25 protein-coding genes and 1 pseudogene are annotated in these 27,000 nt (G+C 71.9%); 15 read left to right on the top strand and 11 right to left on the bottom strand.

Annotated elements, in window-relative coordinates:
- Positions 1–5: 5 nt before the first annotated feature.
- The 6 genes from garL to ACTJKJ_RS25825 all read left to right on the top strand — a co-directional run bounded on the left by garL (position 6) and on the right by ACTJKJ_RS25825 (position 5,310).
- Entirely contained in the window at positions 6–791 is a 786-nt protein-coding gene (gene garL / locus ACTJKJ_RS25850; protein ID WP_440823046.1) for a 2-dehydro-3-deoxyglucarate aldolase, read from the top strand.
- A gap of 15 nt (positions 792–806) precedes the next feature.
- Positions 807–1,709, top strand: coding sequence for a 2-hydroxy-3-oxopropionate reductase (glxR, locus tag ACTJKJ_RS25845; protein WP_440823044.1), 903 nt, complete (start codon positions 807–809; stop codon positions 1,707–1,709).
- A 119-nt stretch (positions 1,710–1,828) separates the two neighbouring features.
- Positions 1,829–3,145, top strand: coding sequence for a glycerate kinase type-2 family protein (locus ACTJKJ_RS25840; protein ID WP_440823070.1), 1,317 nt, complete (start codon positions 1,829–1,831; stop codon positions 3,143–3,145).
- 98 nt (positions 3,146–3,243) lie between these two features.
- Positions 3,244–3,996, top strand: coding sequence for a Crp/Fnr family transcriptional regulator (locus ACTJKJ_RS25835; RefSeq protein ID WP_091721949.1), 753 nt, complete (start codon positions 3,244–3,246; stop codon positions 3,994–3,996).
- Between the two features lie 54 nt (positions 3,997–4,050).
- A complete protein-coding gene (locus ACTJKJ_RS25830; RefSeq protein WP_091721954.1) occupies positions 4,051–4,899 on the top strand; it encodes an HDOD domain-containing protein in 849 nt (282 codons plus the stop codon).
- A gap of 60 nt (positions 4,900–4,959) precedes the next feature.
- The gene (locus tag ACTJKJ_RS25825) at positions 4,960–5,310 is read left to right on the top strand and encodes a GFA family protein (protein ID WP_440823042.1); all 351 of its coding nucleotides are present in this window, start codon (positions 4,960–4,962) and stop codon (positions 5,308–5,310) included.
- Positions 5,311–5,340: 30 nt separating this feature from the next.
- Here the strand turns inward: ACTJKJ_RS25825 and ACTJKJ_RS25820 are convergent, their stop codons facing one another.
- The 6 genes from ACTJKJ_RS25820 to ACTJKJ_RS25795 form a co-directional block, all read right to left on the bottom strand.
- On the bottom strand, positions 5,341–6,840 hold the full coding sequence (locus tag ACTJKJ_RS25820) for a sensor histidine kinase (protein WP_440823040.1): 1,500 nt from the start codon (positions 6,838–6,840) through the stop codon (positions 5,341–5,343).
- Complete coding sequence (locus tag ACTJKJ_RS25815) at positions 6,833–7,513, bottom strand: response regulator transcription factor (protein ID WP_183485566.1); 681 nt, start codon at positions 7,511–7,513, stop codon at positions 6,833–6,835. The genes ACTJKJ_RS25820 and ACTJKJ_RS25815 overlap by 8 nt, the downstream gene beginning before the upstream one ends.
- A gap of 66 nt (positions 7,514–7,579) precedes the next feature.
- Positions 7,580–9,055 carry a TolC family protein gene (locus ACTJKJ_RS25810; RefSeq protein ID WP_440823037.1) on the bottom strand — a complete coding sequence of 492 codons (1,476 nt, stop codon included), beginning with the start codon at positions 9,053–9,055 and terminating at the stop codon, positions 7,580–7,582.
- Positions 9,052–12,204: an efflux RND transporter permease subunit gene (locus ACTJKJ_RS25805; RefSeq protein ID WP_440823035.1), complete on the bottom strand. Its 3,153-nt coding sequence runs from the start codon at positions 12,202–12,204 to the stop codon at positions 9,052–9,054. Before ACTJKJ_RS25805 ends, ACTJKJ_RS25810 begins: the two co-directional genes overlap by 4 nt.
- Positions 12,197–13,381 carry an efflux RND transporter periplasmic adaptor subunit gene (locus tag ACTJKJ_RS25800; RefSeq protein ID WP_440823033.1) on the bottom strand — a complete coding sequence of 395 codons (1,185 nt, stop codon included), beginning with the start codon at positions 13,379–13,381 and terminating at the stop codon, positions 12,197–12,199. The genes ACTJKJ_RS25805 and ACTJKJ_RS25800 overlap by 8 nt, the downstream gene beginning before the upstream one ends.
- A gap of 276 nt (positions 13,382–13,657) precedes the next feature.
- On the bottom strand, positions 13,658–14,272 hold the full coding sequence (locus ACTJKJ_RS25795; protein WP_091721971.1) for a mechanosensitive ion channel family protein: 615 nt from the start codon (positions 14,270–14,272) through the stop codon (positions 13,658–13,660).
- Between the two features lie 276 nt (positions 14,273–14,548).
- Here ACTJKJ_RS25795 and ACTJKJ_RS25790 point away from each other — a divergent pair, with 276 nt between their 5' ends.
- Positions 14,549–15,532, top strand: coding sequence for a dienelactone hydrolase family protein (locus ACTJKJ_RS25790; protein ID WP_440823031.1), 984 nt, complete (start codon positions 14,549–14,551; stop codon positions 15,530–15,532).
- Positions 15,533–15,623: 91 nt separating this feature from the next.
- Here ACTJKJ_RS25790 and ACTJKJ_RS25785 read toward each other — a convergent pair whose 3' ends face one another.
- A complete protein-coding gene (locus ACTJKJ_RS25785) occupies positions 15,624–16,547 on the bottom strand; it encodes a M14 family metallopeptidase (protein WP_440823029.1) in 924 nt (307 codons plus the stop codon).
- A 162-nt stretch (positions 16,548–16,709) separates the two neighbouring features.
- Here ACTJKJ_RS25785 and ACTJKJ_RS25780 point away from each other — a divergent pair, with 162 nt between their 5' ends.
- A complete protein-coding gene (locus ACTJKJ_RS25780) occupies positions 16,710–17,051 on the top strand; it encodes a hypothetical protein (protein ID WP_440823027.1) in 342 nt (113 codons plus the stop codon).
- 153 nt (positions 17,052–17,204) lie between these two features.
- On the opposite strand, the gene ACTJKJ_RS25775 is transcribed toward ACTJKJ_RS25780, so the two are convergent.
- Both ACTJKJ_RS25775 and ACTJKJ_RS25770 read right to left on the bottom strand, forming a co-directional pair.
- Positions 17,205–17,456, bottom strand: a complete 252-nt coding sequence (locus tag ACTJKJ_RS25775) for a hypothetical protein (RefSeq protein WP_440823025.1) — start codon at positions 17,454–17,456, stop codon at positions 17,205–17,207.
- Positions 17,457–17,641: 185 nt separating this feature from the next.
- Entirely contained in the window at positions 17,642–18,415 is a 774-nt protein-coding gene (locus tag ACTJKJ_RS25770) for an SDR family oxidoreductase (RefSeq protein WP_440823023.1), read from the bottom strand.
- An 85-nt stretch (positions 18,416–18,500) separates the two neighbouring features.
- Here ACTJKJ_RS25770 and ACTJKJ_RS25765 point away from each other — a divergent pair, with 85 nt between their 5' ends.
- The 4 genes from ACTJKJ_RS25765 (at position 18,501) to ACTJKJ_RS25750 (ending at position 22,562) form a co-directional block, all read left to right on the top strand.
- Entirely contained in the window at positions 18,501–19,274 is a 774-nt protein-coding gene (locus ACTJKJ_RS25765; protein ID WP_440823021.1) for a ThuA domain-containing protein, read from the top strand.
- Positions 19,275–19,529: 255 nt separating this feature from the next.
- On the top strand, positions 19,530–21,575 hold the full coding sequence (locus ACTJKJ_RS25760) for a peptidase inhibitor family I36 protein (protein ID WP_440823019.1): 2,046 nt from the start codon (positions 19,530–19,532) through the stop codon (positions 21,573–21,575).
- A 134-nt stretch (positions 21,576–21,709) separates the two neighbouring features.
- A complete protein-coding gene (locus ACTJKJ_RS25755) occupies positions 21,710–22,129 on the top strand; it encodes a GFA family protein (protein ID WP_440823017.1) in 420 nt (139 codons plus the stop codon).
- Positions 22,130–22,190: 61 nt separating this feature from the next.
- Positions 22,191–22,562, top strand: coding sequence for a VOC family protein (locus ACTJKJ_RS25750; RefSeq protein WP_440823015.1), 372 nt, complete (start codon positions 22,191–22,193; stop codon positions 22,560–22,562).
- Positions 22,563–22,601: 39 nt separating this feature from the next.
- On the opposite strand, the gene ACTJKJ_RS25745 is transcribed toward ACTJKJ_RS25750, so the two are convergent.
- Positions 22,602–23,135 carry a hypothetical protein gene (locus tag ACTJKJ_RS25745; RefSeq protein WP_141225212.1) on the bottom strand — a complete coding sequence of 178 codons (534 nt, stop codon included), beginning with the start codon at positions 23,133–23,135 and terminating at the stop codon, positions 22,602–22,604.
- Positions 23,092–23,829: a hypothetical protein gene (locus tag ACTJKJ_RS25740; RefSeq protein ID WP_440823013.1), complete on the bottom strand. Its 738-nt coding sequence runs from the start codon at positions 23,827–23,829 to the stop codon at positions 23,092–23,094. Before ACTJKJ_RS25740 ends, ACTJKJ_RS25745 begins: the two co-directional genes overlap by 44 nt.
- Positions 23,830–24,072: 243 nt before the next feature.
- Between ACTJKJ_RS25740 and chvE the strand changes: the two genes are divergently transcribed.
- The 3 genes and pseudogenes from chvE to ACTJKJ_RS25725 all read left to right on the top strand — a co-directional run.
- The gene (chvE, locus tag ACTJKJ_RS25735) at positions 24,073–25,167 is read left to right on the top strand and encodes a multiple monosaccharide ABC transporter substrate-binding protein (protein WP_440823011.1); all 1,095 of its coding nucleotides are present in this window, start codon (positions 24,073–24,075) and stop codon (positions 25,165–25,167) included.
- 17 nt (positions 25,168–25,184) lie between these two features.
- Complete coding sequence (locus tag ACTJKJ_RS25730; protein ID WP_440823009.1) at positions 25,185–26,765, top strand: ATP-binding cassette domain-containing protein; 1,581 nt, start codon at positions 25,185–25,187, stop codon at positions 26,763–26,765.
- A pseudogene (locus ACTJKJ_RS25725) lies at positions 26,758–27,000 on the top strand (sugar ABC transporter permease); the annotation flags it as partial. The gene ACTJKJ_RS25730 and the pseudogene ACTJKJ_RS25725, both read left to right, overlap by 8 nt.

The following is a 27,000-nucleotide window of genomic DNA, read 5'->3' as shown; positions in this document are numbered from 1 at the left end:
CAGTCATGCCGACGCCGACCACGCCCTATTCGAGCTTCCCCAACACGCTGCGCCAGCGCCTGCGCGCCGGCGAGCGCCTGATCGGCTGCTGGTGCTCGCTGGCCAACCCGATCAGCACCGAGGTGCTGGGCGTGGCCGGCTTCGACTGGCTGCTGCTCGATGGCGAGCATTCGCCCAACGAGGTCAGCAGCTTCGTGCCGCAGCTGATGGCGCTCAAGGACAGCGTCAGCGCGCCGGTCGTGCGGCCGAGCAGCAACAACGCCGTCGAGATCAAGCGGCTGCTCGACGCGGGCTTCTCCAACCTGCTGATCCCCTTCGTCGAGACCGCCGAGCAGGCCGCCGCCGCGGTCGCCGCCACGCGCTACCCGCCGCAGGGTATCCGCGGCGTGTCGGTCTCGCAGCGCAACAACCGTTACGGCACCGTGCCCGGCTACTTCCAGGGCATCAACGAGCAGATCGCCTTGATCGTGCAGATCGAAAGCCCGGCCGGCGTGGCCGCCGCCGCGCAGATCGCCGCGGTCGAGGGCGTCGACGCCGTCTTCATCGGCCCCTCGGACCTCGCGGCCGGCTACGGGCACCTGGGCCATCCGCAGCATCCGGAGGTGCAGGCCGCGATGGCGAGCATCCATGCCGCCTGCCGCGCCGCCGGCAAGCCGGTGGGCATCCTCGCGCCGGTCGAGGCCGACGCGCGCCGCTACCTCGAGCAGGGCGCGACCTTCGTGGCCGTCGGCAGCGACCTGGGCCTGTTCCGCGCCGCGACGCAGGCCCTGCGAGACAAGTTCAAGGACTGAAAGAGAGAGACCCTCATGAGCATCAAGATCGGCTTCATCGGCCTGGGCATCATGGGCGCGCCCATGGCGGTGCGCCTCGCGCAGGGCGGGCACGCGCTGTTCGTCCACACCCGCAGCCAGGTCTGCGAGGAAGTGACCGCCGCCGGCGCCACCGTCTGCGCCAGCGCCACCGAGGTCGCGCAGCGCGCCGACGTCATCTTCACGATGGTGCCGGACACGCCGGACGTCGAGCGCGTGCTGTTCGGCGAGGGCGGCGTGGCCGCGGGCCTGAGCGCCGGCAAGACCGTCGTGGACATGAGCTCCATCTCGCCCATGGCGACCAAGGACTTCGCGCGGCGCATCGAGGCGCTGGGCGCCGAATGGCTGGACGCGCCGGTCTCCGGCGGCGAGGTCGGCGCCAAGGCCGGCACGCTGTCCATCATGGTCGGCGGCGAGGAGGCCACCTTCGCCCGCATCAAGCCGCTGTTCGAGCTGATGGGCAAGAACATCACGCGGGTGGGCGGCGCGGGCGCCGGCCAGACGACCAAGGTCGCCAACCAGATCATCGTGGCGCTGAACATCGCCGCCGTCGGCGAGGCGCTGGTCTTCGCCTCCAAGGCCGGCGCCGATCCGGCCAAGGTGCGCGAGGCGCTGATGGGCGGCTTCGCCTCCAGCCGCATCCTGGAAGTCCATGGCGAGCGCATGATCAAGCGCACCTTCAACCCGGGCTTCCGCATCGCGCTGCACCAGAAGGACCTGAACCTGGCGCTGCAGAGCGCCAAGGCGATGAACCTGGCGCTGCCCAACACCGCCGGCACCGCGCAGCTGATGCAGGCTGCCGCGGCGCAGGGCTGGGACCAGCTGGACCACTCGGCGCTGGTGCGGGCGCTCGAGGTCATGGGCAACCACGAGGTCGGTAGCACTACGGACGCCGGCTGAGCGGCCGCTGCCCACAATCGGCGCCCATGAGCTCCACCTCCGACGCGGCGCGGGCCGCCGCCTCCGGCGCTGCCGGCCCTGCTGTTTTCCCCGCGTCCGGCGACGCGTCATCGAATGCCATGGACGCCGCGGACGCACGGACCCGGGCGCTGCTCGACGACCCGCGCGCGCTGCTCAAGCACCTCTACCGCGTCGCGGTCGACCGCGCGCTGCCGGGCAAGATCCTCGCCGGCCATCTCCCGCCGCCGTCCAAGGGCCGCACGCTGGTGATCGGCGCGGGCAAGGGCGGTGGCTCGATGGCGCAGGCGATGGAGGCGGCCTGGCCCGCGTCCGCGCCGATGAGCGGGCTGGTCATCACGCGCTACGGCCACATTCCGCCGGACTACCAGCCGCGGCGCATCGAGATGGTGGAGGCCGCGCACCCGGTCCCCGACGCCGCCGGCGAGCGGACCGCGGCGCGGATGATGCAGCTGGTGCGCGACTTCCGGCCGACCGCCGACGACCAGGTGATCTGCCTGATCTCCGGGGGCGGCTCGGCGCTGATGCCCTTGCCGGCGCCCGGGCTGACGCTGGCCGACAAGCAGGCGGTGAACCGCGCGCTGCTGGCCAGCGGCGCCAACATCGCCGAGATGAACTGCGTGCGCAAGCACCTCAGCGCGATCAAGGGCGGCCGGCTGGCCGCCGCCTGCGCGCCGGCCAAGGTGCTCACGCTGATGATTTCCGACGTGCCCGGCGACGACCCGCAGGTGATCGCCTCCGGCCCGACCGTGCCCGACGCCACGACCTGCGCCGACGCGCTGGCCATCTGCCGTCGCTATCGCATCGCGCTGCCGCCGCAGGCAGTCGAGGCGCTGGAGCGCGGCGACTGGGAGACGCCCAAGCCGGGCGACACCTGCTTCGACGGTCATGAGCAGCGCATCATCGCCGCGCCGCGTCAGAGCCTGCTGGCCGCGGCCGAGGCGGCGCGCGCGCTCGGCCTGACCGCGCACGTGCTCTCGGACGAGATCGAGGGCGAGTCGCGCGAGGTCGGCCGCGTGCATGCGGCGCTGGCGCGCTCGGTGGCGCGGCATGGCGAGCCCTTCGCCAGGCCCTGCCTGATCCTCTCCGGCGGCGAGACCACGGTGACGCTGGTGCCGCAGCCCGGGCGCGGCGGTCGTGCCGGCGAGTTCGTGCTCGGCTGCGCGATCGCGCTCGACGGGCAGGAGGGCGTCTGGGGCCTGGCCGCGGACACCGACGGCATCGATGGCGTCGAGGACAACGCCGGCGCTTTCCTCAGCCCGAGCACGCTGCAGCGCGCCCGCGCGCTGGGCCTGAAGCCGGCCGAGCTGCTGGCCGCCAACAACGGCTACGCGCTCTTCGAGGCGCTCGGCGACCTGCTGATCACCGGTCCGACGCAGACCAACGTCAACGACTTCCGCGCGCTGCTGATCCGCTGATCCGGGAGGCGTCCGATCGCTCGGATGTTGACCTCCCTCATGGCAATTTCCGGCCAGTCCCGCGACAGTCCGGCATCCCCGGTTTCCGAGAATGCCCCGTGACCGCCGACTTCCTGTCCGATCCCGCCGCGCCCGTTGCTCGCGGCGTCTCGTCGCCCGCCGCCGCGGAAGGCGATGCGGCCCACAACGCCGCCTTGATGCCGGGTCCCGCCCATCCGGTGCCGTGGCGCGCACTGCTCGGCGATGTGCTGCTGGAGGCCGACGACTGGTCCGCGCTGGCCAGCATGGCGCGGGTGCGCCGCTGCCGGGCCGGCGACTTGGCGGTCCGCCGCGGGGACGCGGCGGTGGCGATGGTGGCGCTCTGCGAAGGGCGGGTCGTGGCGGGCGGCCCGCTGGCCGGCCCGTGCTGGCTGGACCTGCACACCGCCTGGCTGGACGGGCGCTACGAGGAAGACGCGCGGATCGTCTCGGCCACCGCGCTGGTGATGGAGTGGCCGATGGCGGCGGCGACCCTGTGGCTGCGCTCGCAGCCGCCGGTGCTGGCCGCGCTGCTGCGCGCCAGCGCGGCGCAACTGCGTGAGGCGCAGGACGCGCTGCGCGGGCTGACCACGAAGGACGCGACCGCCCGCATCGCCGCCTGGCTGCTGGCGCAGGCCGGCGGGTCGGCCGAGGTGCGGCTGGCCGAGCGCAAGCGCGACGTGGCGGCGCGGCTGTCGATCTCGCCGGAGACGCTGTCGCGCGCGCTGCGGCAGCTCGCCGACCGGGGCATCCTGGCGGTGCAGGGCTACCGCATCGGCCTGCTGGACCCGGTGGCGCTGCTGGCGCTGGCGCGCTGCGGCCGGGCGGCATAGACTCGCCTCCACCTGCCGTCGCGTCCAGAGGAGGCCGCCGTGACGATTGCCAGCATGACCCCCACGACTCCCGTTTCCGCCAGCGCGGAGCGTTTCCTCGGGGGGCACGCCAGCCTCCCGGTGATGCCTGAAGTCGGGCGCAAGCTCTTGCGCAGCCTGGACGACGACGGCGTCTCGCTCGGCCAGATCGCCGAGCTGATCGGCAAGGATTCCACGCTGGCGGCCAAGGTGCTGCGGCTGGCCAACTCCGCGCGCTACAGCCCCTCCCACACGATCGGCACGCTGCAGGACGCCGCGATGGCGCTGGGCCTGGAGACGCTGCGCAACCTCGCGATGGCGGCCAGCATCTCCGCCACCTTCCCCGAGGTGAAGGGCCTGGATCGCCAGCGCTTCTGGCGCCACAGCGTACGCACCGCCGGCTATGCGCGGCTGCTGGCCAAGCTGCTGCAGGGCGATGCCGACACCGCCTACCTCGCCGGGCTGATGCTGCGCACCGGGCAGCTCATGATGGCGATGAGCGAGCCGGACCAGGTCGCCGACGTCGAGGCCCACGCGGCCGAGCCGGGCAGCCGGTTCTCGCTGGAGATGCATCGCTTCGGCTGCACACATGCCGACGTGACGGCGGCGCTGGCGGCGCACTGGCACTTCCCGGCCGACCTGGTCGAGGCCTTCAAGGACGCCAACGCGCCGCTGGAGATCCGGCCGTTCTCGATGCTGGCGGCGATCCTGCACCTGGCGGAGGTGCTGGCCGATGCCTGCGACCAGCAGTCCGACCGCATCGCCGCGCTGGAGCTCGCGGTGCCGGAGCTGGTGGAGCACCTGCACATGGACCTGGACTTCCTGCGGCTGCGCCTGGATGGCTGCGGGGATCCGGGACAGGACGTCGAGCTGATGCTCAAGTGACGCGGCTCGCGCCCGGCTGAGGTAAGGTCGGCCGCTTCAACAAGACCGAGCGGAGACGACATGACGACGTACCAGGGAAGCTGCCATTGCGGCCGGGTGGCCTATGAGGTGGACGGCGAGATCGATGGGGCGATGGCCTGCAACTGCTCGATCTGCCAGCGCAAGGGCTCGCTGCTGTGGTTCGTGCCGCGCGGGCAATTCCGGTTGAAGACCGACGAGGCCGCGGCCAGCACCTACGAGTTCAACAAGCACGCGATCAAGCACCGCTTCTGCGCGGTGTGCGGCATCCATCCCTATGCCGAGGGCACCGACCCGAAGGGCAACGCGATGGCGGCGATCAACGTCCGCTGCCTGGAGGGCATGGAGCTCGACAGCATTCCGGTGACGCACTTCAACGGGCGCGACATGTGAACGAGTGAGCGGGCGCCGGCGCGGCGGCGCTCAGGCGTCGCCGGCCGGCAGATGCACCGAGAACCGCGCGCCGCCCCAGCGCGAGACGCCCACCTCGATGCGACCGCCGGCGGCGCGCACGATCAGGTCACACAGCGCCAGCCCCAGGCCGGTGCCTTCGATGTCCGCCGCGCGCGCGGCGGCGCCCCGGTAGAAGCGCTCGAACACGCGCTCGCGTTCCTCGGCGGGAAGGCCCGGGCCATCGTCCTCGACGACCAGTGCCGTCCCGTCCGGCCGCGCGACCACCGAGACCAGCACCGAGCCACCGGCGGCACCGTACTTGACCGCGTTCTCCACCAGGTTGGTCGCGACCAGCATTAGCAGCTCCCGCGGCACCCGGGCCGCCGCGCGGGGCCCGTCGTCGCCGAGCTTGTCCGCCCCAGGCGCGTCCGCATCAAGCGCCGCATCAGACGCCGCGACCGGCGCGTTTGTCTCCAGCGCATCCGCACCGGGGGCGTCCGCACCCGCCAGGCTCAGCGTCATGCCGCGTGCCTGGGCCGCGGGCCGGGCGCGCCGCACGACCGCCTCGAGGATCGGGCCGATGGCCACCGGCGCGACCGGCGCCGAGTCCTGCCCGGCATCCAGCCGCGCCAGCGTCAGCAGTTCCTCCACCAGCGCCGTCAGCCGCGCGACGTCCTCCAGCCCGGAGCGCAGCGCCTGGACATACTCGTCGGCGCCGCGCGGCCGGCGCAGGGTGATCTCGAGCTCCGTGCGCAGCCGGGAGAGCGGCGAGCGCAGCTCATGCGAGGCGTCGGCGGTGAAGCGGCGCTGCGCCTCGAAGGCGTGCTCGAGCCGGTCCAGCATGTCGTTGAGCGTGTCGATCAGCCGGCCGATCTCGTCGCGCGTGCCGGGATGCGGCAGCCGCTCGGCGAGGGTGCGGCCGCCGATGCGGCGGGCCTGCCGGACGATGTCGTCGACCGCGCCGAAGACGCGCCCGGTCAGCTGCGCGCCCGCGGTGGTGAGCACCACCACGAGCACCAGGCTCATGACGAGGAACACCCAGCCCGCCGAGGCGACGGCGTGGTCGACGTCGTCGAGCGAGCCGGCCACCTGCACCGCCAGCGCGCGGCCGCCATGCACCGGCACCGACACGCGGCGTGTCGGCTCGTCGCCGAAGGCCAGGTGCTCGAAGACGGTCTCGCCGCGGGCCAGGCGCGCCAGCAGCGCGGCCTCGTTCGGCAGCGACGCGGCGCCGAGGTTGGCGCTGCGCGCGAGCACCTCGCCGCGCGGGCCGATGATCTGCACCAGCCGGTCCAGCCGCGCGTAGGGCGGTGGCGCGGCGGTGGTGCCGGGCTCGTGCACGGCGACCGGCAGGCCGGGGCTGGCGGCGAGGATGCTGGCTTCCTGCTCCGCCAGGGCCAGCAGCGCGCCGTCCAGCTGGGCGCGCAGGGCGGTGACCAGGCTCAGGTAGGTGAGCGTCGCCGCCACCGCCAGCACCGTGGTGACCACGACCACGTGCAGCAGCGCCAGCCGGCGGCGGAAGCTAAGCATCGTCCGGTCCCCGCAGCCGGAAGCCGCGACCGCGCACCGTCTCGATCAGCGGCCGGGCGCCGGCCGCGTCGATCTTGCGGCGCAGCTTGCTCATGTGGGCGTCGATCAGGTTGTCGATCGCCAGCGGGTCGCCGTGCCAGATCTGCTCGGCCAGGCGCTGGCGCGGGACCACGGCGCCGGGCTGCCGCATCAGCGCCTGCAGCAGGGCGAATTCCTTGGGCGTCAGCTCGATGGGCCGCCCCGCGCGGGTGACCTGCAGCGAGGCCGGGTCCAGGCGCAGGTCGTCCGCGACCAGCACCGGCGGCCGCGTCATGTCCGAGCGCCGCAGCAGCGCGCGCAGCCGCGCCAGCAGTTCCTCGAATTCGAAGGGCTTGGTCAGGTAGTCGTCGGCGCCGGCGTTCAGGCCGTCGACGCGATCGGACAGCGCGTCGCGGGCGGTGAGCATCAGCACCGGCACCTGCTGGCCGCGCGCGCGCAGCGTGCGGCACAGGGTGACGCCGTCGCCGTCGGGCAGCATGCCGTCCAGCACGATCAGGTCGTGGGTGGTCACGAAGGCCGCCTCGTCGGCCTCGGCCAGGCTGGCCGCGTGGTCCACCACGAAGCCTTCCTCGCGCAGCCCGCGCACCAGCAGCCCCGCGGCCTTGCGGTCATCCTCGACCAGAAGAATCCTCATCGCCTCTCTCCGAATGGGCGGCAGTCTCGCATGCCGGCGCGATTCCCCGTCGGCTTCCCCGCTGGCTCAAGGCGCCGGCGCGCGGCCGAGGCTGAGCTGCAGCCGCACGGTGGCGGCGGCGAGCTCGCTGCGTGCCTGCAGGTAGGCGAGCTCGGTGTCGTCCGCCGCGCGCTGGGCCGACAGCAGCTCCAGCAGCGAGGCGGCGCCCTGCCGGTACGAGAGGCGCAGGCCTTCCACCACGCGCCGCGCGTCGCCCAGGGTCGCGTCGCGGTAGCGGGTCAGGTTCTCGAGCGCGGCGCGGTACTGGGCGTGGGTCGCGCGGACGTCGGCCTGCGCCTGGAGCTCGGTCTGGCGCAGCGCGAGCAGGGCCTGGGTGACGGCCGACTCGGCCTGCACCAGGTCGCCGCGGTCCAACCGCGACAGCGGGATCGGCACCGAGACCGAGACCGACACGGTGTTGGACCGCGGCGAGGGGGCGACCGCCGAGCCGTCCGCCGCCACGCCGCGGTGTCCCTGCGGCGTGTAGCCGTAGTTGAGGCTGACGCTCGGATCGACCCAGCGGTTGGCGCGGACCAGGTCCGCGGCGGCACGGGCGCTGTCCACCGCCGCGCGGGCGATGCGCACGTCGTCGCGCTGATCGAGCGCTCGCGCCACGAGGGCATCGAGCGCCTCGCCCTCGTGGCTCCCCTCGATGCCGCCCGAGCCGCCGATGGCCTCGATGCCCTCGATGCCGTCGAGTCCCTCGGGCGCCAGTCCGTCGCGGAAGGTGCACAGCGGCGACGCGTCGCCGAAGGCCTCGCGCCAGCGGCGACCCAGCGGCGCGGCCAGCGCTTCCATGGCGGTCCGGGCGTCGGCCCTCGCGCGCACGACGGTGGCGAGGAACTGATCGCGCTCGTTGCGCGATTGCAGCAGCTCCAGGCCGCCGAGATCGCCGGCGCCATGGCGTCGCTCGTTCATCCGGACGATGTCGCCCAGCGCGGCCAGCGAGGCCTCCTGCCGCTGCAGCGCCTCGCGCGTGCGGCAGGCCTCGATGAAGGCGGCGGCCGCGTCCGCGGCGGCCTGGCGACCGGCGCCGGCCAACGCGGCTTCGCCGGCGCTCACCTGGCTGCGCGCGGCCGCGACGCGGCGCTCGCGCTTGTCGCCGGTCTCGATCGTGTAGCTCAGCCCGATGCTCTGCGCCAGACGCGGCTTGGGGCGCACCTCCCGGCTGAGCTCCGCCGGCCCGACACCGAGCGACAGCGACGGATCGGGCCGCAGTCCCGCCATCGGCACGCCCGCGCGTGCGGCCGCCACCGCCTCGCGCTGCGCGGCGATCGCATTGCTGAAGCGCTCCACCGCGTCCAGGTAGGCGGCGAAGGGAACGCCGGCGGCGTCGGTATTGGCGTCCGGCGTCGACGCATATGTCATCGGGTAACCGGTCATAAGCGCGACTGCCAGGACCAGGGCGTCACGGCGGCTGGTCGGACGCCGGCGCTGACCCGTGGTCTCAGCGGTGATGCCGGCGCCTTCGCGGCGAGGGGTGAGGAAGAAGAGGCGCTTCATGCCAGGGGTTCCGATGCTGGGTCGTGGTCGTGGTCGTGGTCGTGGTCGTGATCGAGCGTCGCCTGCGCGGCACGCCGGGCGGCGGCGCGCTCCACGCGCGCTTCGATCGCGTGGTAGAGGGCCGGGAGGAGCAGCAGCGTGAGCAGCGTCGCCGTCACCAGCCCGCCGACGACGACCGTGGCCAGCGGTCTTTGGACGTCGCTGCCCAGGCCCGTGGCCAGCATCGCGGGCGTCAAGCCGAAGGCCGCGACCGCCGCCGTCATCAGCACCGGGCGCATGCGGCCGGCGGCGCCTTCGAGCACCGCCTCGCGCAGCGGCCGGCCGTCGTCGCGCCGCAGCCGGTTGATCTGCGCCACCATCAGCACGCCGCCGAGCACGGCCACGCCGAACAGCGCGATGAAGCCCACGGCGCTGGAGACATTCAGCGTCATGCCGCGCAGGTGCAGCGCCGCGAAGCCGCCGATCATCGCCAGCGGCACCACCCCCAGCACCAGCAGCGGCTGGCGCAGGTTGCGGAACTCGGCGAAGAGCAACAGCAGCATCACCCCCAGCGTCAGCGGCAGGATCACCGCCAGGCGCTGCTGCGCGCGCTGCAGGTTCTCGAACTGCCCGCCCCACTCGAGGCGCCAGCGCTGGCGGTCGAAACGGACCTGCCGCTCGAGCGCGGGCTGGGCCTCGGCGAGGAAGCTCGACAGGTCGCGGCCCCGCGTGTTGAGCCGCACGATGAGATGGCGCTGGCCCATCTCGCGCACGATGACGCTCTCGCCCACCGTCGTGCGGATGCGCGCGACGTCCGACAGCGGCACCTGCGCGCCATTGGCCCCCGTCAGGCGCAGATCACCGATCGCCTGCGGGCTGGCGCGCGACTCGGGCGTGAAGCGGACCGTCATGTCGTAGCTCTTCTCGCCGACGTAGACCTGCCCGATGGCCGCGCCGCCGATGCCGGTGGACACCAGCGTGGCGACGTCGGCGGCGTTGATGCCCAGCCGCGCCGCGGCGGCGCGGTCCAGGTCGATACGCAGGTTGGGCAGCGGCGGCTCGACGTCCACCGCCACGTCGGCGGCGCCCGGCACCGTCCGCAGCACCTCGGCCACCCGGGCCGCGATGCGGCGTCCTTCGTCGAGGTCGTCGCCGAAGACCTTGACCACCAGGTCGCTGTGCGCGCCCGACAGCTTGTCCTGCACGCCGTCGATCATCGGCTGCATGAACGACACGCTGTAGCCCGGCATGCGGGCATAACGCTCGGCCAGGCGCCGGATCAGTCCCTGCTTGCCGCCCGGCGCGGTCCAGCGCTCGTAGGGCGTGAGGCTGATGCTGGCCTCGATGTGGGAGGGCGTCCAGTAGTCGGTACCGTCGTCGTTGCGACCGGTCTGCGTGACCACGTGGGCGACCTCGGGGAACTCCAGCGTCGCGCGGCGCAGCGCATCGGCCATGCCGGCGGCCTTCTCCAGCGTGATGCCGGGCGGCATCTGGACCTGCAGCCAGATCGAGCCCTCGTCGAGGTAGGGCAGGAAGTCCCGCCCGATCGTGCCGGCCAGCGCGGCCAGGGCCAGCGCCGACGCGATCAGCGCCGCCGCCAGCCAGCGGCCGCGTCCGACGGCGCGCGCGAGGAAGTCGGCATACCGCGCCTGCAGCGCCTCCAGCGGCCGGTTGCGGAAGGGCGGGCGCGGCCGCCGGAAGGCCAGCCAGGCCAGCGCCGGCGTGAGCGTCAGCGCCACCAGCAGCGCGCCCACCAGCGCCGCGCCGACCGCGTAGGCCATTGGGCTGAAGAGCTTGTACTCGATGCGCTCGAACGCGAACAGCGGCAGGTAGGCCGCGGCGATCACCGCCATGCCGAAGAAGATCGGCCGCGCCACCTGCAGCGTCGCGACGATCGCGTCGCGCGGGGTCAGCGGCCGGTCGGCCGCCTGCTCGCGCCGGCGCAGCAGGTGCTCGACGACCACGACGGCGCCGTCCACGAGGATGCCGAAGTCGATCGCACCCAGCGACAGCAGGTTGGCCGGCACATGGGCGTGGTGCATGAAGATGAAGGCCGCCAGCAGCGCCAGCGGGATGGTGACGGCCACGACCAGCGCCGCGCGTGGACTGCCGAGGAAGAGCAGCAGCACCAGCGTGACGACGACCATGCCTTCCACCAGGGTGTGGCCGACGGTGTGCGACGTCGCCTCGATCAGCGTGGCGCGGTCGAGGTAGGGCACCACCTTGACGTCGCCGGGCAGCAGCGCCGTGTTGAGCTCGTCGACGGCCGCGTGCAGGCCATCGAGCGTGCGCGACGGGTTGGTGTCCTTGAGCAGCAGCACGATGCCCTCGATCGTGTCGCCGTCGGTGTCCTTGCCCAGGATGCCGCGGCGTTCGACCTCGCCCAGGCGCAGCTCGCCCAGGTCCTGGACCAGCACCGGCACGCCGGCGGCCGTCTTCACCACCACGTTGCCCATGTCCTGCAGCGAGCGCAGCAGGCCGACGCCACGCACGACATAGGACTGCTCGCCGCGGTCGATCACGCTGCCGCCGCCGCTGCTGTTGTTGGCGTTCAGCGCGTCCACGACCTGGCTCAGCGTCAGGCCGTACTGCGTCAGCCGCGCGGGATCGAGCGAGAGCATGAACTGCGTGGTCAGCCCGCCGAAGTTGGTGACGTCCACGACGCCCGCCACCTTCTTCAGCCGCGGGATGACGGTCCAGGCCTGCAGCTCGGAGAGTTCGCGCAGGCTGCGCGTGGGGCTCTCCAACGTGTAGCGGTAGATCTCGCCGGTGGGCGAGGTGTAGGGATCCAGCCCCGGCCGCGCGCCATAGGGCAGCGAGAGCTCGGCCAGGCGCTCCTGCAGCCGCTCGCGCGACCAGTAGCCCTCGACGCCGTCCTGGAACACCACGGTCACCAGCGACAGGCCGAACAGGCTGCGCGTGCGCAGCACCTGCATGCCGGGCGTGCCGAGTAGGGCGCGCTCGATCGGGATCGTGATCTGCTGCTCGACCTCCTCGGCGGCCAGGCCGTTGACCTGCGTGACGATCTGCGAGGTCACGTCGGCGATGTCCGGATAGGCCTCGATGGGCAACTGCCGGAAGCTGTGGACGCCGTAGAGCGCGGCGAAGGCGAAGACCAGCCAGACGATGCCGCGGCGGTCGAAGCACAGGGTGACGAGGCGCTCAATCATGGAGGAGCACTCCGTCGCGCACGACCACGCGCTCGCCGGGCCGCAGGCCCGAGACGATCTCCACCTGGTCGCCCAGCGCGGCGCCGACGCTCACCTCGCGGGCGACATACCGACCCGGCGCGCGTTCGACGAAGACGCGGGTGAACAGGCCCTCCTGCAGCAGCGCCGAGGCGGGCACCACCGGCGCGGGGTGCGAGGGACCGGCGAAGCGCAGCTTCACGAACATGCCGGGCCGCAGGCGGCCGTCGGCGTTGTCCAGGATCAGGCGGACCTTGACGGTGCGGGTGTCGGGATCCAGCACCTCGCCGATGTAGCGCACCGTGCCGGCGCGCGGATCGTCGGGATAGGCGTTCAGCACGACCTGGGCCGACTGCCCGACGAAGATCCTGGCCAGGTCCTTCTCCGGCACGGCGGCGGTCACCGAGACCCGGCTCAGGTCCGCGATCGTCATCAGCGGCGCATTGACGTCGTTCCAGTAGCCGCCCGGCGCGGCGTTCATCTCGATGACGCGGCCGGCCAGCGGCGCGCGGACCGACAGGCGACGCCCGGCGTTGTCGTCCGCGCTCGCGCCCAGCTGTGCGAGCCGGGCCTGCGCGGTACGCAGGTCGTTGGCCGCCTGCGCGCGGGCGAGCTGCGCGGCCTCCAGGTCCTTGCGCGCGGCGATGTCGGCGTCGAAGAGGAGTTGCTGGCGGTCGAGGTCGCGGCCTGCCTGGGCGGCCGCGTCGCGCGCCCTGGCCGCATCGCCGCGGGCCGCGCTCAGGTCGGACGAGTCCAGCGTGAAGAGCACGTCGCCGGCGCGCACCGGATCGCCCAGCGCGCGGTGCAGTCCCACCACGCGACCCGTGACCGGCGGCGCGATGCGGGCGAGGTGGTCGGGCAGCGCCTCGATCGTGCCGGGCGCGGCGATGGGCTGCTCGACGGCCTGGCTCCGCACCGCGGCGACCACGAGGCGCTCGCGCAGCGGCGAGTCCGCCGGCACCACGATGTCCGCGCCCTCGCGGTGCGGGGACGCCGTCGCGGCGGTCGCGGCGGGCGGGGCGGAGGCGGCGTGGGCCGGGGAGTCGTCACAGCCGGCGAGCCAGAGCGGCGCGCTGGCGAGCAGGAGCAGGCAGGCCGGGGTCGTGAACGACCGTGGCGTGCCGCGGTCGGCAATGCGGAAGAAGCGGAGAGGCAGCATGAGGGGCTCCTGCGGGCGACGGCCGCAGAACGCCCCTCAAGCGTGGGCTGGAGGGATCCGGACGGTCGTCGCTCGCGGCGAAGGGAATCGGCGAGGGGCAGCGGCGGGTGCCGCGTGGCGTTGACAACTGGGGTCGGGATCCATGGCGGCTCCTTGGGGACTGGACGGGCAAGCGGACAGGCCGGGCCGCCAGTGCGACGCGACGAGCGGCAGGTTACGCAGTCGTTCCTGAAGAAACCCTGAACTTGCAGCCATGTCCGGGCTCACACCCGAAAGTCATTCAAGCCTGATCTGTTGCGCCGGCAGGATCGCCCCGTCGGCCGCGGAGCCGTGCCAGCGCCGCAGCGCGCGCTGGAAGAACAGGCTGTTGGGCAGTTGCAGGCTGGTGCCACTGGCCGGGTCGCCGCTTTCGAGCAGCGTCGTGTAGACCAGGTTGATGTCGACCACGCGGCCCTTCACGCCGGGCTTGTCGCCGGATTCCAGCAGTTCCACGACGTCGCCGACGCGGAAGGCGCGGGTGACGTAGATCAGCAGCGCGCAGAAGAGGTTGGACAGCACGCTCCACGCGGCGAAGAACGCGACCGCGCCCACGGTCGCGAAGCCGGTGAAGGCGGTCCAGAGGACGGCGCCGGAGACGCCCAGCCGCTCCAGCGACCAGAGCACGGCGCCGCCATAGATCAGCACCGCGACCGAGCGCAGGAAGACCGTGGCGACGGTCACGGGCAAGGCGTAGGCGCTGGTGAGCTTGCGGGTGAGGTGACGCGCGATGCGCATCACGAGCCAGGCGCCCAGACCGATCAGGATGACCTCGATCAGCGGGACCAGGAGGTCGAGCCACTCGGCGGCCCAGGCGGGCAGGACATCGTGCAGGAGCCGGTTCAACTTGTTCATGGGAGGCGAGTGTCGGTGCCTTCGGCGGGGAATGTCTGTATCGGCATGAACGCCCTCGCCCCGCGAGGAGCGGGAGGGCAGGGAGAGCGGCTGCTTCGAAGGGCGGCAGCGCCGTGGCGGGATCTCGTGTGCCCGAAGGGTGGGACAACCGACGAGCCGGCCGCGCGGCGGCACGCGGTTAACCTCCGGCGGCCGCTCACGTCCCGTGTGGCGGCCTCGCTCACGAGGAGCGCCGGCCGGGCGCCCCGCCGCGTTCCTTCACTGCCCGAGGGCTTCATGCATCGACTGTTCCGAGTCCTGGTCTCCGTGTGCGTGCTCGGCCTGTCCGTCACGGCCGCGCGCGCCGACGACAGCACCCGCATCGCGTTCGACAGCTTCACGCCCAAGTCGCTCTTCGACCTCGCACGCGAGCGCCGCGCGCAATGGGTGCCGACGCCGGTATGGGGCGATCTGAGCCTGCCGGCCGGTGTTGCCGGACCGGTGCCCGCGATCGTGCTCGCGCACGGCAGCGATGGCGTGGGGCCGGGTCTGCAGCAGTGGGTCCAGGCCTTCAACGGCATCGGCGTGGCGACCTTCATTGTCGACAGCTTCGCGCCGCGAGGCGTGTCGTCGACCGCGGCGGACCAGACCAGCGTGCCGGCCGCGGCCAACGTGATGGACGCCTTCCAGGCGCTGCGGTTGCTGTCGGCCGACCCCCGCATCGACGCCAGGCGCATCGGCATCATGGGTTTCTCGCGCGGCGGCACCGTGGCGCTGCAGACGGCCCAGTTGCCGTTTCTGCGGGCCGTGGTGAAGACCGGCCAGGCCTTCGCGCTGCACATCGCGACCTATGCCGGCTGCTCGCAGATCTATACCTCGCCGAACGTCACGCGCGCGCCGCTGCTCAACCTGGTGGGCGCCGCCGACGACTACACGCATCCGGAGCCTTGCGAGGCGCTGGGCCTCGAGTACGCCACGCTGGGCACGCCGGTGGAGACGCATCGCTACGCCGATGCGCATCATGCGTGGGACAGCCTGCTGCCGGTGCGCTACCGGGCCGATGCGACCAGCGGCTACGCCTGCGGCGTCATCCGCACCGACATCCCGACCTGGGTGGTGACCTCCGAGCGCACCGGGCAGGTGATCCCGTCGGACCAGCTGACGGCGTTCATCAACGCGTGCATGACGCGCGGCGCGCACGTCGGCCGCAACGAGGCCGCCTTCCAGGCCTCGCGCGAGGACGCGACACGCTTCGTGCGGCGCGTGTTCTTCGGCCAGTGAAGGCCGCGTCGAATCCGGCACACTCGCCCGCCAATGTCGGCTGTTCGCGCCGGCGGCCGGTGTTGTGAACTGAGCGGGGGCGAGCCCCGCTTCAATGCGCGTGCGCGAGCGCGAAATCCAGCGCCGCGCACACGGCCGTCACCTGCGCCGCGACGCATTCGTCCGGCGTGGTGCGCGGGCTGTCGGGATAGACCTCGGTGGTGGTGGTGAAGGGCGCGCCGGTGAGGCTCGCGCACAGGCCGGACTGGCGCACCGGGAACTCGATCACGCCGTCCGCGATCACCGGGAAGCCGATGATCCGGCCCTGCGCGTCGGGCGGCGCGATGTGGGTCACGCGCCGCACCGCCTCGATCACGGCCTGCTGGAAATCGAACCGCGTGGTCTCGCTGTCGCCGACCAGATAGAAGCCGTCCGGCACGCCGTCGCGGTCGGGCTCCTTGCCGTCGCGGGCCGCCAGCGCCGGCTGAAATTCGGTGGCGTCGGTGTCGGTGGTTTCGTGCAGGTCGATGTGCAGCAGGAACCGGCCCGCCAGCGGCTCGACCAGCGCGATCAGCGCGCTCGACTCCGCGGCCTCGCGGCGCGCGCCGAAGTTGCGGTTGGGATCGACCGCGTGGTAGTTCCAGCGGCAGATCCGCTCATAGGCCCAGGGGCTGACGCAGGGCACGACCAGCAGGTTGACGCGGCCGGCGTAGCGCGCCGCGTGGTCCTCGGCGAAACCCAGCGCGCCCAGCACGCCGCTGGTCTCGTAGCCATGGACGCCGCCGGTGACCAGCGCGACGGGCAGCTCCGGCCGCCAGTCGCGGCTCTTGAGCGCCAGCAGGGAGTAGCGGTCGTCGCCGTAGGCGAGCTCGCCATAGCGGACGATCTCGAAATCGTCGGCGAGCGCCTCGACGCGCGGGACCACGTCCTGGTCGTGGCGGCGATGCCGGACCTGGCGCTCGCGCCAGGCGATCCGTTCCGCGTCGCCCCAGGGGACGCCGGGAGTGCCGATGGGATAAAAGCGCGCTGTGCTCATGCTGGCTTCCGGAAGAGGGTTGGACCGATGGCCCGCGATGATGCCGCAAGGCAGGGAGGCCGGCCGTCGGTCACGGTGAGGGCCCGACGCCGGCAGGGGAGAATGCGCGTCGCTCGGGCGGCGCTGTCCACGGCGGCTGCCCGCGACCTCTGGTGCCTGGACATGAAAGACCTCGACATGCAGCGTTTTCGGATCGCGGCGGCCGGCCTGGCCACCCTCGGCCTCACGGCCTGCCAGTCGCCCGCGCCATCGGACGATCCGTCCTGGACCACGCAGGCCGTCTCGATCTATCGGACGGAAGCGGACGCCCTCGACGTCGTGGCGGGCCGGTTCGGGCCGGTGCCGCTCGCGTTGGAACGCAGCGCCGACCTGGTCGTGCTGGGGCGAAGCTCATGCTCCTCGACCGCCGTGAAGGTCCGCAATGCCCAGGGCGTCATCGGATGGACGCCCGCGAGCGGGGTGTCCGACCCCGGACCTTGCCCGCTGCCATCCGGCCCGGCGTGATCGCCTGATCGAACGCGCAAATCCGCGGACGAGCGGACGACCGGAAATCGCCCGCCCGGAACGACAGAACGCCCGGCATGCCGGGCGTTCTGCATGGAGCGATCCGACGGCGTCCGGGCGCGGATCGCGCCGCCGACACAGCGGCCCGCGGGCTCACTGGATCGAGGCGACCTGCGTGTCGGCGGACGCGTCGCGCCGGCCGGTGATGACGACGGTGGGCAGTTGCTCGCGCTTGACCGAGATCACCACCGGATCGAGCGTGATGATCGAGGCGCGCAACTCGCGCTGGCCCTGGGCGTGGGCCATGCCCAGCGCCAGCGTCAGGGCGGCGACGGCGCCGAAGGCGACGGCCTTGACCGTGGTGTGAGTGGCGGAAGCGAGGGCGAGGCGGCGGGTGGTGCTCATGTCGATCTCCTGAAGCGGTGTGCGGTGTCGATGGAGTCAGTGTCGTCATCGCCGACGCGCCTTTCGAGCGGCGGGCGACGAAGCCGCATCGCGACGGCGCGAACTGCATCGGCGCCGGACAGACCGTCGGCAGCCGGCGCCCATCGGTTCCGTCGAAGCAGCGCTGGCGCTCCAGGAAGACCGCGTCAGCGGCCGCCCGCCACGTCCAGGGTCGCGCCCACCGTGTAGCTCGCCGCCGGGGACAGCAGCCAGGCGATCGCCTCCGCGATCTCCTCCGCCCGGCCCAGCCGCCCGATCGGGACGGTGGCGGCGGCCGCCGCGAGCAACGCCGGCAACTCGGCGGCGGGCCGGCTGTCGGCATGGATCTCGGTCTCGATGATCCCGGGCCGCACGCCGTTCACCCGGATGCCCTGGCCGATCAGCTCCTGGCCCAGGCTCAGCGTCAACGTGTCGACCGCCCCCTTGCTGGCGGCGTAGTCGCTGTAGAGATCCGCCGAGCCCCGCTGCGCCGCGCGCGACGACAGGTTGACGATCGCGCCGCCGGCGCCGCCGCGGGCGGTGCTCATGCGCAGCGCCGCCTGCTGCGTGCAGAAGACGACGCTGAAGACGTTGACCTCGAACATGCGACGCAGCCGCTCGGGCGTGATGCCGTCCAGCGAGGTGGCGGGCGCCACGATGCCGGCGTTGTTGACCAGCCCGGTGACGCGGCCGAGCGCCTCGTCGACCTGCCGGAACATCGCCTCGACCTGCGCCGGATCGGCGACGTCCGCCTGCACGGTCAGCGCGCGCCGGCCCAGGCGGCGGACGTCCTGCGCGACCGCCTCCGCCGCGGCGGCGTCGTGCCGGTAGTTGAGCGCCAGGTCGTGCCCCTGGCGGGCCAGCAGCCGGGCGGTGGCGGCTCCGATGCCGCGGCTGGCGCCGGTGATGAGGGTGAGGGGGCGGGCGGTGTCGGTGCTCATGCGGCGGATTCTGCGCCGCCCGCGGCGGTCACCGGCACGCGGTCCTGGCATCATCGCGCCTTCGTCCTCTCGACCAGGAAGTTCCATGGGCCAGCGTCTCCGCTTCTTCGCAATGGCGCTGGGCCTGCTGGCCGTGACGCCGCTGGCACTGGCCGAGCAGTTCAAGGTGCTGGTCTTCAGCAAGACCGCGGGCTGGCATCACGAGTCCATCCCGGCCGGCGTGGCGGCGATCCAGCGGCTCGGGCAGCTGCACGACTTCGGCGTGTTCTGGACCGAGGACGCGAACCGCGTGATGAACGACCAGGAACTGGCGAAGTACCAGGCCGTCGTCTTCCTCCTCACGACCGGCGACGTCCTGGACGCGGCGCAGCAGGCGGCCTTCGAGCGCTACATCCGCGCCGGCGGCGGCTTCGTGGGCGTGCACAGCGCCGCGGACACGGAACACGGCTGGCCCTGGTACGGGCGCCTGGTGGGGCGGATGTTCCAGGCGCATCCGGCCAACCAGACGGCGACGCTGGTGGTGCAGGACGGCAACTTCCCCGGCATGGACCGCTTCCCGCGGCGCTTCCTCTTCACCGAGGAGTGGTATCAGTTCGGGCCGCCCCGGTCGGAGGGCCTGAAGGTGCTGCTGACGGTGGACGAGCGGACCTACCAGCCCGCCACCGAATGGGGCGGCAAGCCGGTCGCGCCCATGGGCGCCAGCCACCCGATCAGCTGGTACCAGCGGGTCGACGGTGGGCGCAGCTTCTACACCGCCCTCGGCCACCTGCCCGCCACCTACGGCGACGAGCGGTTCCAGCACCACCTGTTCGGCGGCATCTACTGGGCCGCCACCGGCAAGGGTTTCAGCGCCGAGTGAGCCCGGTGGGATGGGTGAGCCGGGCGAGCCGCTCTGACGCTGCCCCGCTCCCCTGAATCGGCGACGCGCGCGTCGTATCGGATGCAACCGGGCGTTGCGCGCGCGGGGCCCTTCGTGTCTGTCCTGTAAAGCGCGCGGCCTGGGCGCCGCTTGCGGCCGCTTACGAATCGGCGCCTTCGGTTGCAGGGCGTGCGAGGGGCGCTCCGAATAATCCGCCGCCCTTGAGGCACCCCACATCCCCGGAGGACGGATTCCATGACGATCACTTCGACGCGCCCCGGTGGCGCTCCCCGCCTGCATCCGCTGGCCCTGTCGCTGGCGCTGGCCGGCGTGCTCGCCGGTTGCGGCGGCGGTGGATCCTCCGACGAGGCGGCGGTCCAGGAGGCCAGCGTGCCCGGCGGCGCCGCCTCGGCCGGCGCCACCGCGACGGCGACGGCCGCGCAGGTGTGCTTCTACGAGCACGCGAACTATGCCGGCGCCAGCCTGTGCCGCAGCACCACCACCAGCTGGATCGGCCCGACCTGGAACGACCGCATCTCGTCGATCCGCGTGCCGGCCGGCTACAAGGTCGAGCTCTTCGCGGACCAGAACTTCCGCGGCGCCACCGTCACCCTGACGGCGGACAACGCCAACCTGGTGGGCGTGGCCCTGAACGACGCGGTGTCCTCGATGCGCGTCACGCCGCCCGCGGCGCCGTCCAACGTGACCCTGGCCTCGGTGCAGTTCGCGCAGTCGATGCTCTACGCCAGCGGCGACAGCCAGCTGGTGCTGGTCGCCAACAAGCCCACGCTGCTGAAGGTCAACGTGACCGCGCCGGCCGGCACCGCCGCGCCGACCGGCGTCGTGCGCGTCGACAACACCGTCGACGGCACCAGCCGCGACCTGCCGCTGGCGCCGCCGCGGCGCGGCCTGCCGACGACCGTGTCGGAGACGCAGTCCTTCGACGACGCCTACAGCGTCACCGTGCCGGCCGAGCTGGTGAAGAGCGGCCTGAAGGTCACGGTGACCGTCGCCGGCGCCGCGGCGCAGAGCTTCACGCCGCGGGTGGGCGGCGGCACGCCGATGCGCTTCATCCCGATCCCGGTGCGCATCGCCGGCACCACCGGCCAGCTGCCGGCCGACCAGACCGCGCACCTGCGCGCGCTGTTCCCGGTGTCGTCGGTGACGCTGCGTTCGCATCCGACCTTCGTGTCGTCCAAGGTGACGACGCTGCCGACCACGGACTCGGGCTGGAGCGATGCCTTCGGCAAGATCCTGGGCGAGCTCAACGACCTGCACCGCATCGAAGGCGCCGCGCGCCAGGACTACTACTTCGGCTTCATCCCCAAGCGCACCTGGGGCCTGGCGGGCCTGGGCTACATGCCCGGCAGCTCGGCCGTCGGCTTCGACATGCCGAGCGCGCCGGACACCGTGCGCGACGTGGTGGCGCACGAGCTGGGCCACAACTTCTCGCTGCCGCACGCGGCCTGCGGCGGCGCGGGTTCGCCGGACCCCAACTATCCGTACCCGGACGCCAACCTGGGCAAGCCGGGCCGCTACATCTGGAGCTACCTGTCGGACGTGAACGCGTTCTACGACCCGCGCCCGACCGACCGCCACGACATCATGAGCTACTGCGGCGGCACGGTGTTCTCGGACTACAACTACCGCCGCATGCAGACCTTCCTGACGCCGTCGGACGCGGTGGCGGCCGGCGCGACGGCCAAGAGCGCCGCAGCCTCCGCGGACGGCGACAGCAAGGCGGCGGCGCAGGACGTGCTGCTGGTCAGCGGCAGCATCCGCGGCCGCCAGGTCGAGATCAATCCGGTCAAGACGCTGGTCGCCAAGCCGGACGCGGCCGGCGGCCCGTACGTGCTGCGCGTGCAGACCGCGGGCGGCGAGGTGAAGGACTACGCCTTCTCGGCCCAGTCGCTGGACCATGATGGCGACCAGTTGCACTTCAGCGTGCTGGTGCCCAAGGCCGACAACATCGTCGGCATCAGCGTGCTGCGCGATGGCGCGACGCTGGCGCAGGCCCAGGCGCGCGTGACCAACGCCCGCCAGAAGGCGCTGGCGGCCGGCACCAGCCGCGCGCAGGTGCAGGTGAAGGAAGCCGGCGGCAAGGCCACGCTGCGCTGGGACGCCGAGGCGACGCCCTTCCTGAGCGTGACCTGGACCGACGGCACCCGCCGCCTGAACCTGGCGCAGGACCTGCAGGGCGGCGAGGTGACGCTGGACACGCAGGAGCTGCCGACTGGCGGCCGCTTCGAGTTCATCGTGTCGGACGGCCTGAACGCGCAGCGCGTCGAGCTGTCGCGCTGAGCCCGGACCGAGCCGGAGGCCGGGGCCTTGGCGCCTGGCCTTCGGCCTCGACGTCGACCTGAATGGACGCGCCGCGTGTCGGGAGATCGCGGCGCGTCTTGCATTGCGGCGGCAGGCCGTTATCGTCGAGCCCCATGACCTCATCCCCTTCCGATCGCGGGCCCGAGCGCCTCGCGGCCTGCTGTTGCGGCCAGCTCAGCGCGCGCGTCGTGGGCCATCCGGTGCGGGTGTCCATCTGCCACTGCCTGGCCTGCCAGCGCCGCACCGGCAGCGTCTTTGGCCAGCAGGCGCGCTTCCGCCGCGAGGAGGTGACGGTGGCCGGCCGCTCGACCGAATACGTGCGCGTCGGCGACGAGGGCACGCGGGCGCGCTTCCATTTCTGTCCGGAATGCGGCTCGACGGTCTTCTACGAGCCCGAGGCGCTGCCGGACTTCATCGCGATTCCCGTCGGCGCCTTCGCCGATCCGACCTTCCCCGCGCCCACCGTGTCGGTCTACGAGGACCGCATGCACGCCTGGGTCGTGCCGCCGCCGGACGCGGAGCACTGGGGCTGAGCGCCGGGCCGGCGCCATCGCTTCCCCGCCGCGTCGCGTCATTCCAAGCACAGGAGCTTTCATGTTCGACCACGTCAAGTTCGGCGTCCGCGACTACGCCGCCAGCAAGGCCTTCTACCTGCAGGCGCTGGCGCCGATCGGCGTGTCGGTGGTCGGGGAGGGCGAGCCTTCCTACGGCGCGGAACTGAGCGCCGGGGGCGAGTCCTCGCTGTGCCTGTTCGAGACCACCGAGACGCCGGCCCACCTGCACATCGCATTCGTGGCGCCGCGGCGCGAGCAGGTCGATGCCTTCCATCGCGCCGCCCTGGCCGCCGGTGGCCGCGACAACGGACCGCCCGGACTGCGTCCGACGTACCACCCGAACTACTACGCGGCCTTCGTCATCGATCCGGACGGGCACAACATCGAGATGGTCTGCCACGCTCCGGCGTGAGGCCGACTTGATGTCGGGGTGAGGCCAACGTGAGGCGGGTCAGCGGCAGAAGCCCTCGTCCCAGGCGCGCGTGCCGTAGAGCACAGGCATCAGGCGGCGAGGCCCGGAGGGATCGGCTGGATCGGCCGCCAGGCAGAACTTGGCCATGTAACCCCGGGTGGGATCGGACCGGTCCGATGAGCGGATGTTCAGGTAGACCTGGTAGACCCGGCCGGGCTGCAGCATCGGTGCAGTCGCGGGCCGCGCGCTTGCGCCGTCCGGTGCCTGGCCATAGGCGAAGCAGCTGGCCGACGACATCGTCTCCAGGCGCTGCGCATCCAGCAGCACCGACCAGACCTCGGCGACCGGGCTGACCGACACATCACTGACCATCACCGCCTGCAAGCGGATCGTGGGCCCGCGCGCAGCCTCCTTGGCGCTGATCGTGAAGCAGGGCTGGCCCTCCTGGAGCCGCACTTCGGCGTCGCCTACCCGCGAGGTCGCGCAGGCCGTGCCGAGCGCGGCGCACAAGGCCAGCGCCAGCGTCGCGTCAAGGCAGGTTCGCGGTGTCGGACGGGTTGGTGAGGAAGGCATTCAGCACCTCTTCGAAAAGGGCCAGTTGTTGCGCGAACTGCGCCTGCCGCATCGCCTGCGGCGCGTTCAGGTGCTTGAGCGCGAAGTAGTCGGCCAGCAGGTCGCCCTGTGACTCCATGTTGTAGTCGCCCAGCTTGGCGCCAGCCTTGAGCTCGTAGTCGTAGCCCAACCCGATGCGGATGGCACCACGCAGCCGCACCGGGTAACCGAGTTGGTACTGCCAGACATGCACCATCTCGTGGATGAACCACTGCTTGGTGTAGACGTCGGTTGATGAGAAGTCTTCCTTGAAGTGCTTCTTGTTGAAATAGATCTCCCCGTTGGGCGTCATCGCCGTGTCGTCGGGCTGCAAGCCGAAGGGAAGGTACTCGTCGTTGTGGACCTTCACCCGGCTGTAGTCGATCGCGTCCTTGAAGAGCAGCCGCGCCATTGCGATCTCGCCGCTGGTGAGAGGGCGGACCCCGCCTTCTGGCGTGGCCAACGGCCGCAGCGGCGCCGGGACATTGACGGCCCGTGCTGGAGGGATGACCTCCCCGGCCAGCATCGTCCAGGAAGTGTCGAGACTCGTGCCGATACCGGCGTCCAGGCCGATCGGCCCGGGGCGCGGCGAGGGGCCGAGGCACCGTGTGCCGGGGTCGGACAGCATCTGGCGGACGTCCAGCCCAATCGGGCCCGGAACAAGGGCACGTGCCATGGGAGCCTTTCAGCGAGGGATGCCGGTGGCGTTCCCGGCGATCCGACGATGTTGCCCGCTCGCGGACGCCGCGGCAAATGACTCTCGGCCAAGCGCACGCGCGACCGCTGTGCGCTGCCGCACACAAGCCGCCATCGCGGGAGACCGATAACCGGCGCGCCTCGCTCGATATCCAAACTGGGATCGACAAAGCCGGCGCGTGGCAGTAAAAACCGGCGTTCATAAAACATTCAGGAGACAAAAATGTTTCATACAGGTTGGAGCCGGCGTGCCGCGCTCGTTCGCGCGGTGCTGATCGTCGGCGGTGCGACGCTGGGCTTGCTGGCCGGCGGCGCTCGTGCCGAGGACAAGGGCCTGGTCGGCATCGCGATGCCGACCAAGAGCTCGGCCCGCTGGATCGCCGATGGCGACAACATGGTCAAGGCCTTCCAGGCCAAGGGCTACAAGACCGACCTGCAGTACGCCGAGGACGACATCCCCAACCAGCTCGCGCAGATCGAGAACCTCATCACCCGCAAGGTGAAGGTGCTGGTGATCGCGCCGATCGACGGCTCGGCGCTGTCGCCGGTGCTGCAGAAGGCCGCCGACCGCGGCATCAAGGTCGTCGCCTACGACCGGCTCATCAAGGGCACGAAGAACGTCGACTACTACGTCACCTTCGACAACTTCCAGGTCGGCGTGATGCAGGGCCAGAGCCTGGTCGACAAGCTCGGCCTGGCGCAGGGCAAGGGCCCGTTCAACATCGAGCTCTTCGGCGGCTCGCCGGACGACAACAACGCGGCCTTCTTCTACGACGGCGCGATGTCGGTGCTCAAGCCGTATATCGACAGCGGCAAGCTGGTCGTGCGCAGCAAGCAGCTGGGCATGGCCAAGGTCGGCACGCTGCGCTGGGACGCCGCCACCGCGCAGGCCCGCATGGACAACCTGCTGTCGGCCTTCTATGGCAAGGACAAGCTGCATGCGGTGCTGTCGCCGTACGACGGCATCAGCATCGGCATCCTGTCCTCGCTGAAGGGCGCCGGCTACTGCACTGCCAAGCAGCCGTGCCCGGTCGTTTCGGGCCAGGACGCGGAGCTGCCGTCGGTCAAGTCCATCCTCAAGCACGAGCAGGCCAGCACCGTGTTCAAGGACACACGCCAGCTGGCGCAGGCGGCGGCTACCGTCAGCGACGAGATGCTGGCCGGCAAGACGCCCGCCGCGGTCAACGACACCAAGACCTACAACAACGGCGTGAAAGTCGTGCCCAGCGTGCTGCTCAAGCCGGTCTCGGTCGACGCGGCCAACGTGAAGCCGGTGCTGGTCGACAGCGGCTACTACAAGGACACGCAACTGCGCTGAGGCGCGGTCATCGGTCCATGAACGCGACAACCCACGACAGCGCGGCCCCGGCCCCGCTGCTGGCGCTGCGCGGCATCACCAAGCGGTTCCCCGGCGTCGCGGCGCTGGAGGACGTGCGGTTGTCCGTGCGCGCCGGCGAGATCCATGCGCTCTGCGGCGAGAACGGCGCCGGCAAGTCGACGCTGATGAAGGTGGTGTCGGGCGTCTACCCGCACCCCGACCACGGCGGCGACTACGGCGGCGAGCTCTGCTTCGACGGCGAGGTGCGCCGCTTCGCCGGCATCGCCGACAGCGAGCGGCTGGGCATCATCATCATTCACCAGGAGCTGGCGCTGGTGCCGCAGCTCTCGATCGCGGAGAACCTGTTCCTCGGTCATGAGCCGGCGCGGCTGGGTGTCATCGACCGCATGGCGATGCACCAGCGCGCGGTCGAGCTGCTGGCGCGGGTGGGCCTGCGGGCCTCGCCACAGACGCCGGTCGGCGAGCTCGGCGTCGGCCAGCAGCAGCTGGTGGAGATCGCCAAGGCGCTGGCCAAGGAAGTGCGGCTGCTGATCCTGGACGAGCCCACCTCCAGCCTCAACGAGGCCGACAGCGACGCGCTGCTCGCGCTGCTGATGGAACTGCGGGCGCAGGGCATCGCCTGCATCCTGATCTCGCACAAGCTCAAGGAGGTCACGCGCGTGGCCGATGGCCTGACCGTGCTGCGCGACGGGCGCTCCATCCTCAGCGTCGATTGCCGGGGCGAGCCGCTCAGCGAAGCGCGCATCATCCAGGCCATGGTCGGTCGCGACCTGGCGGATCGTTATCCGCGGCGCACGCCCAAGATCGGCGACCTGCTGTTCGAGCTCCGCGACTGGCGCGCCCAGCACCCGGTGCAGGCGGGCCGGGAGGTCGTCAAGGGCGTGAACCTGAAGGTGCGCCGCGGCGAGATCGTCGGCATCGCCGGCCTGATGGGCGCGGGCCGGACCGAGCTCGCGATGAGCGTCTTCGGCCGCAGCTACGGCCGGCGCATCAGCGGCAGCGCCTGGATGGACGGCCGCGAGGTCGACGTGTCCACGGTGCCCAAGGCGATCGCCGCCGGCCTGGCCTACGTGACCGAGGACCGCAAGTCGCTGGGCCTGCTGCTGGACGAATCGATCGCCGTCAACACGACGCTGGCCAACCTGCGGGAAGTCTCGCGTGCCGGCGTGCTGGACAAGGCGCGCGAGCACCAGGTGGCGCAGGACTACCGTCGACGCCTGGCCACGCGCTGCGCGGGCGTCGACCAGAGCGTCGTGCACCTGTCCGGCGGCAACCAGCAGAAGGTGGTGCTGGCCAAGTGGCTGTTCTCGCAACCGCGGCTGCTGATCCTGGACGAGCCCACGCGCGGCATCGACGTCGGCGCCAAGTTCGAGATCTACAGCCTGATCGCCGGACTGGCCGAACAGGGCTGCGGCATCCTGGTGATCTCGTCCGAGATGCCCGAGCTGCTGGGCCTGTCCGACCGGCTGTACGTGATGAACGAGGGGCGTCTGGTGGCGGAGTTCCCGGCCGCCGGCACGACCCAGGAAATGATCATGGGCGCCATCGTCGGCGCCGGAGAGACCGCGTATGTCTGAACCGATCGCGGCGAGCGTCACGCCACCCGCCCGCCCCTCCTCCCCGGCCGCCGGGGCCGCCGGCATCGGCCACTTCCTCAAGCGCCACCTGCGCGACTACGGCATGCTGCTGTCGCTGGTGGCGATCATGGCGCTCTTCGAGTTCCTGACGGACGGCACGCTGCTGGAGCCGCTCAACCTCACCAACCTGGTCCTGCAGAACAGCTACATCGTCATCATGGCGCTGGGCATGCTG

Origin of the sequence: Roseateles sp. 22389 (genome assembly GCF_052044995.1) — a bacterium.
GTDB lineage: Bacteria > Pseudomonadota > Gammaproteobacteria > Burkholderiales > Burkholderiaceae_C > Roseateles.
This window is presented reverse-complemented; position numbering and strand designations above follow the sequence as displayed.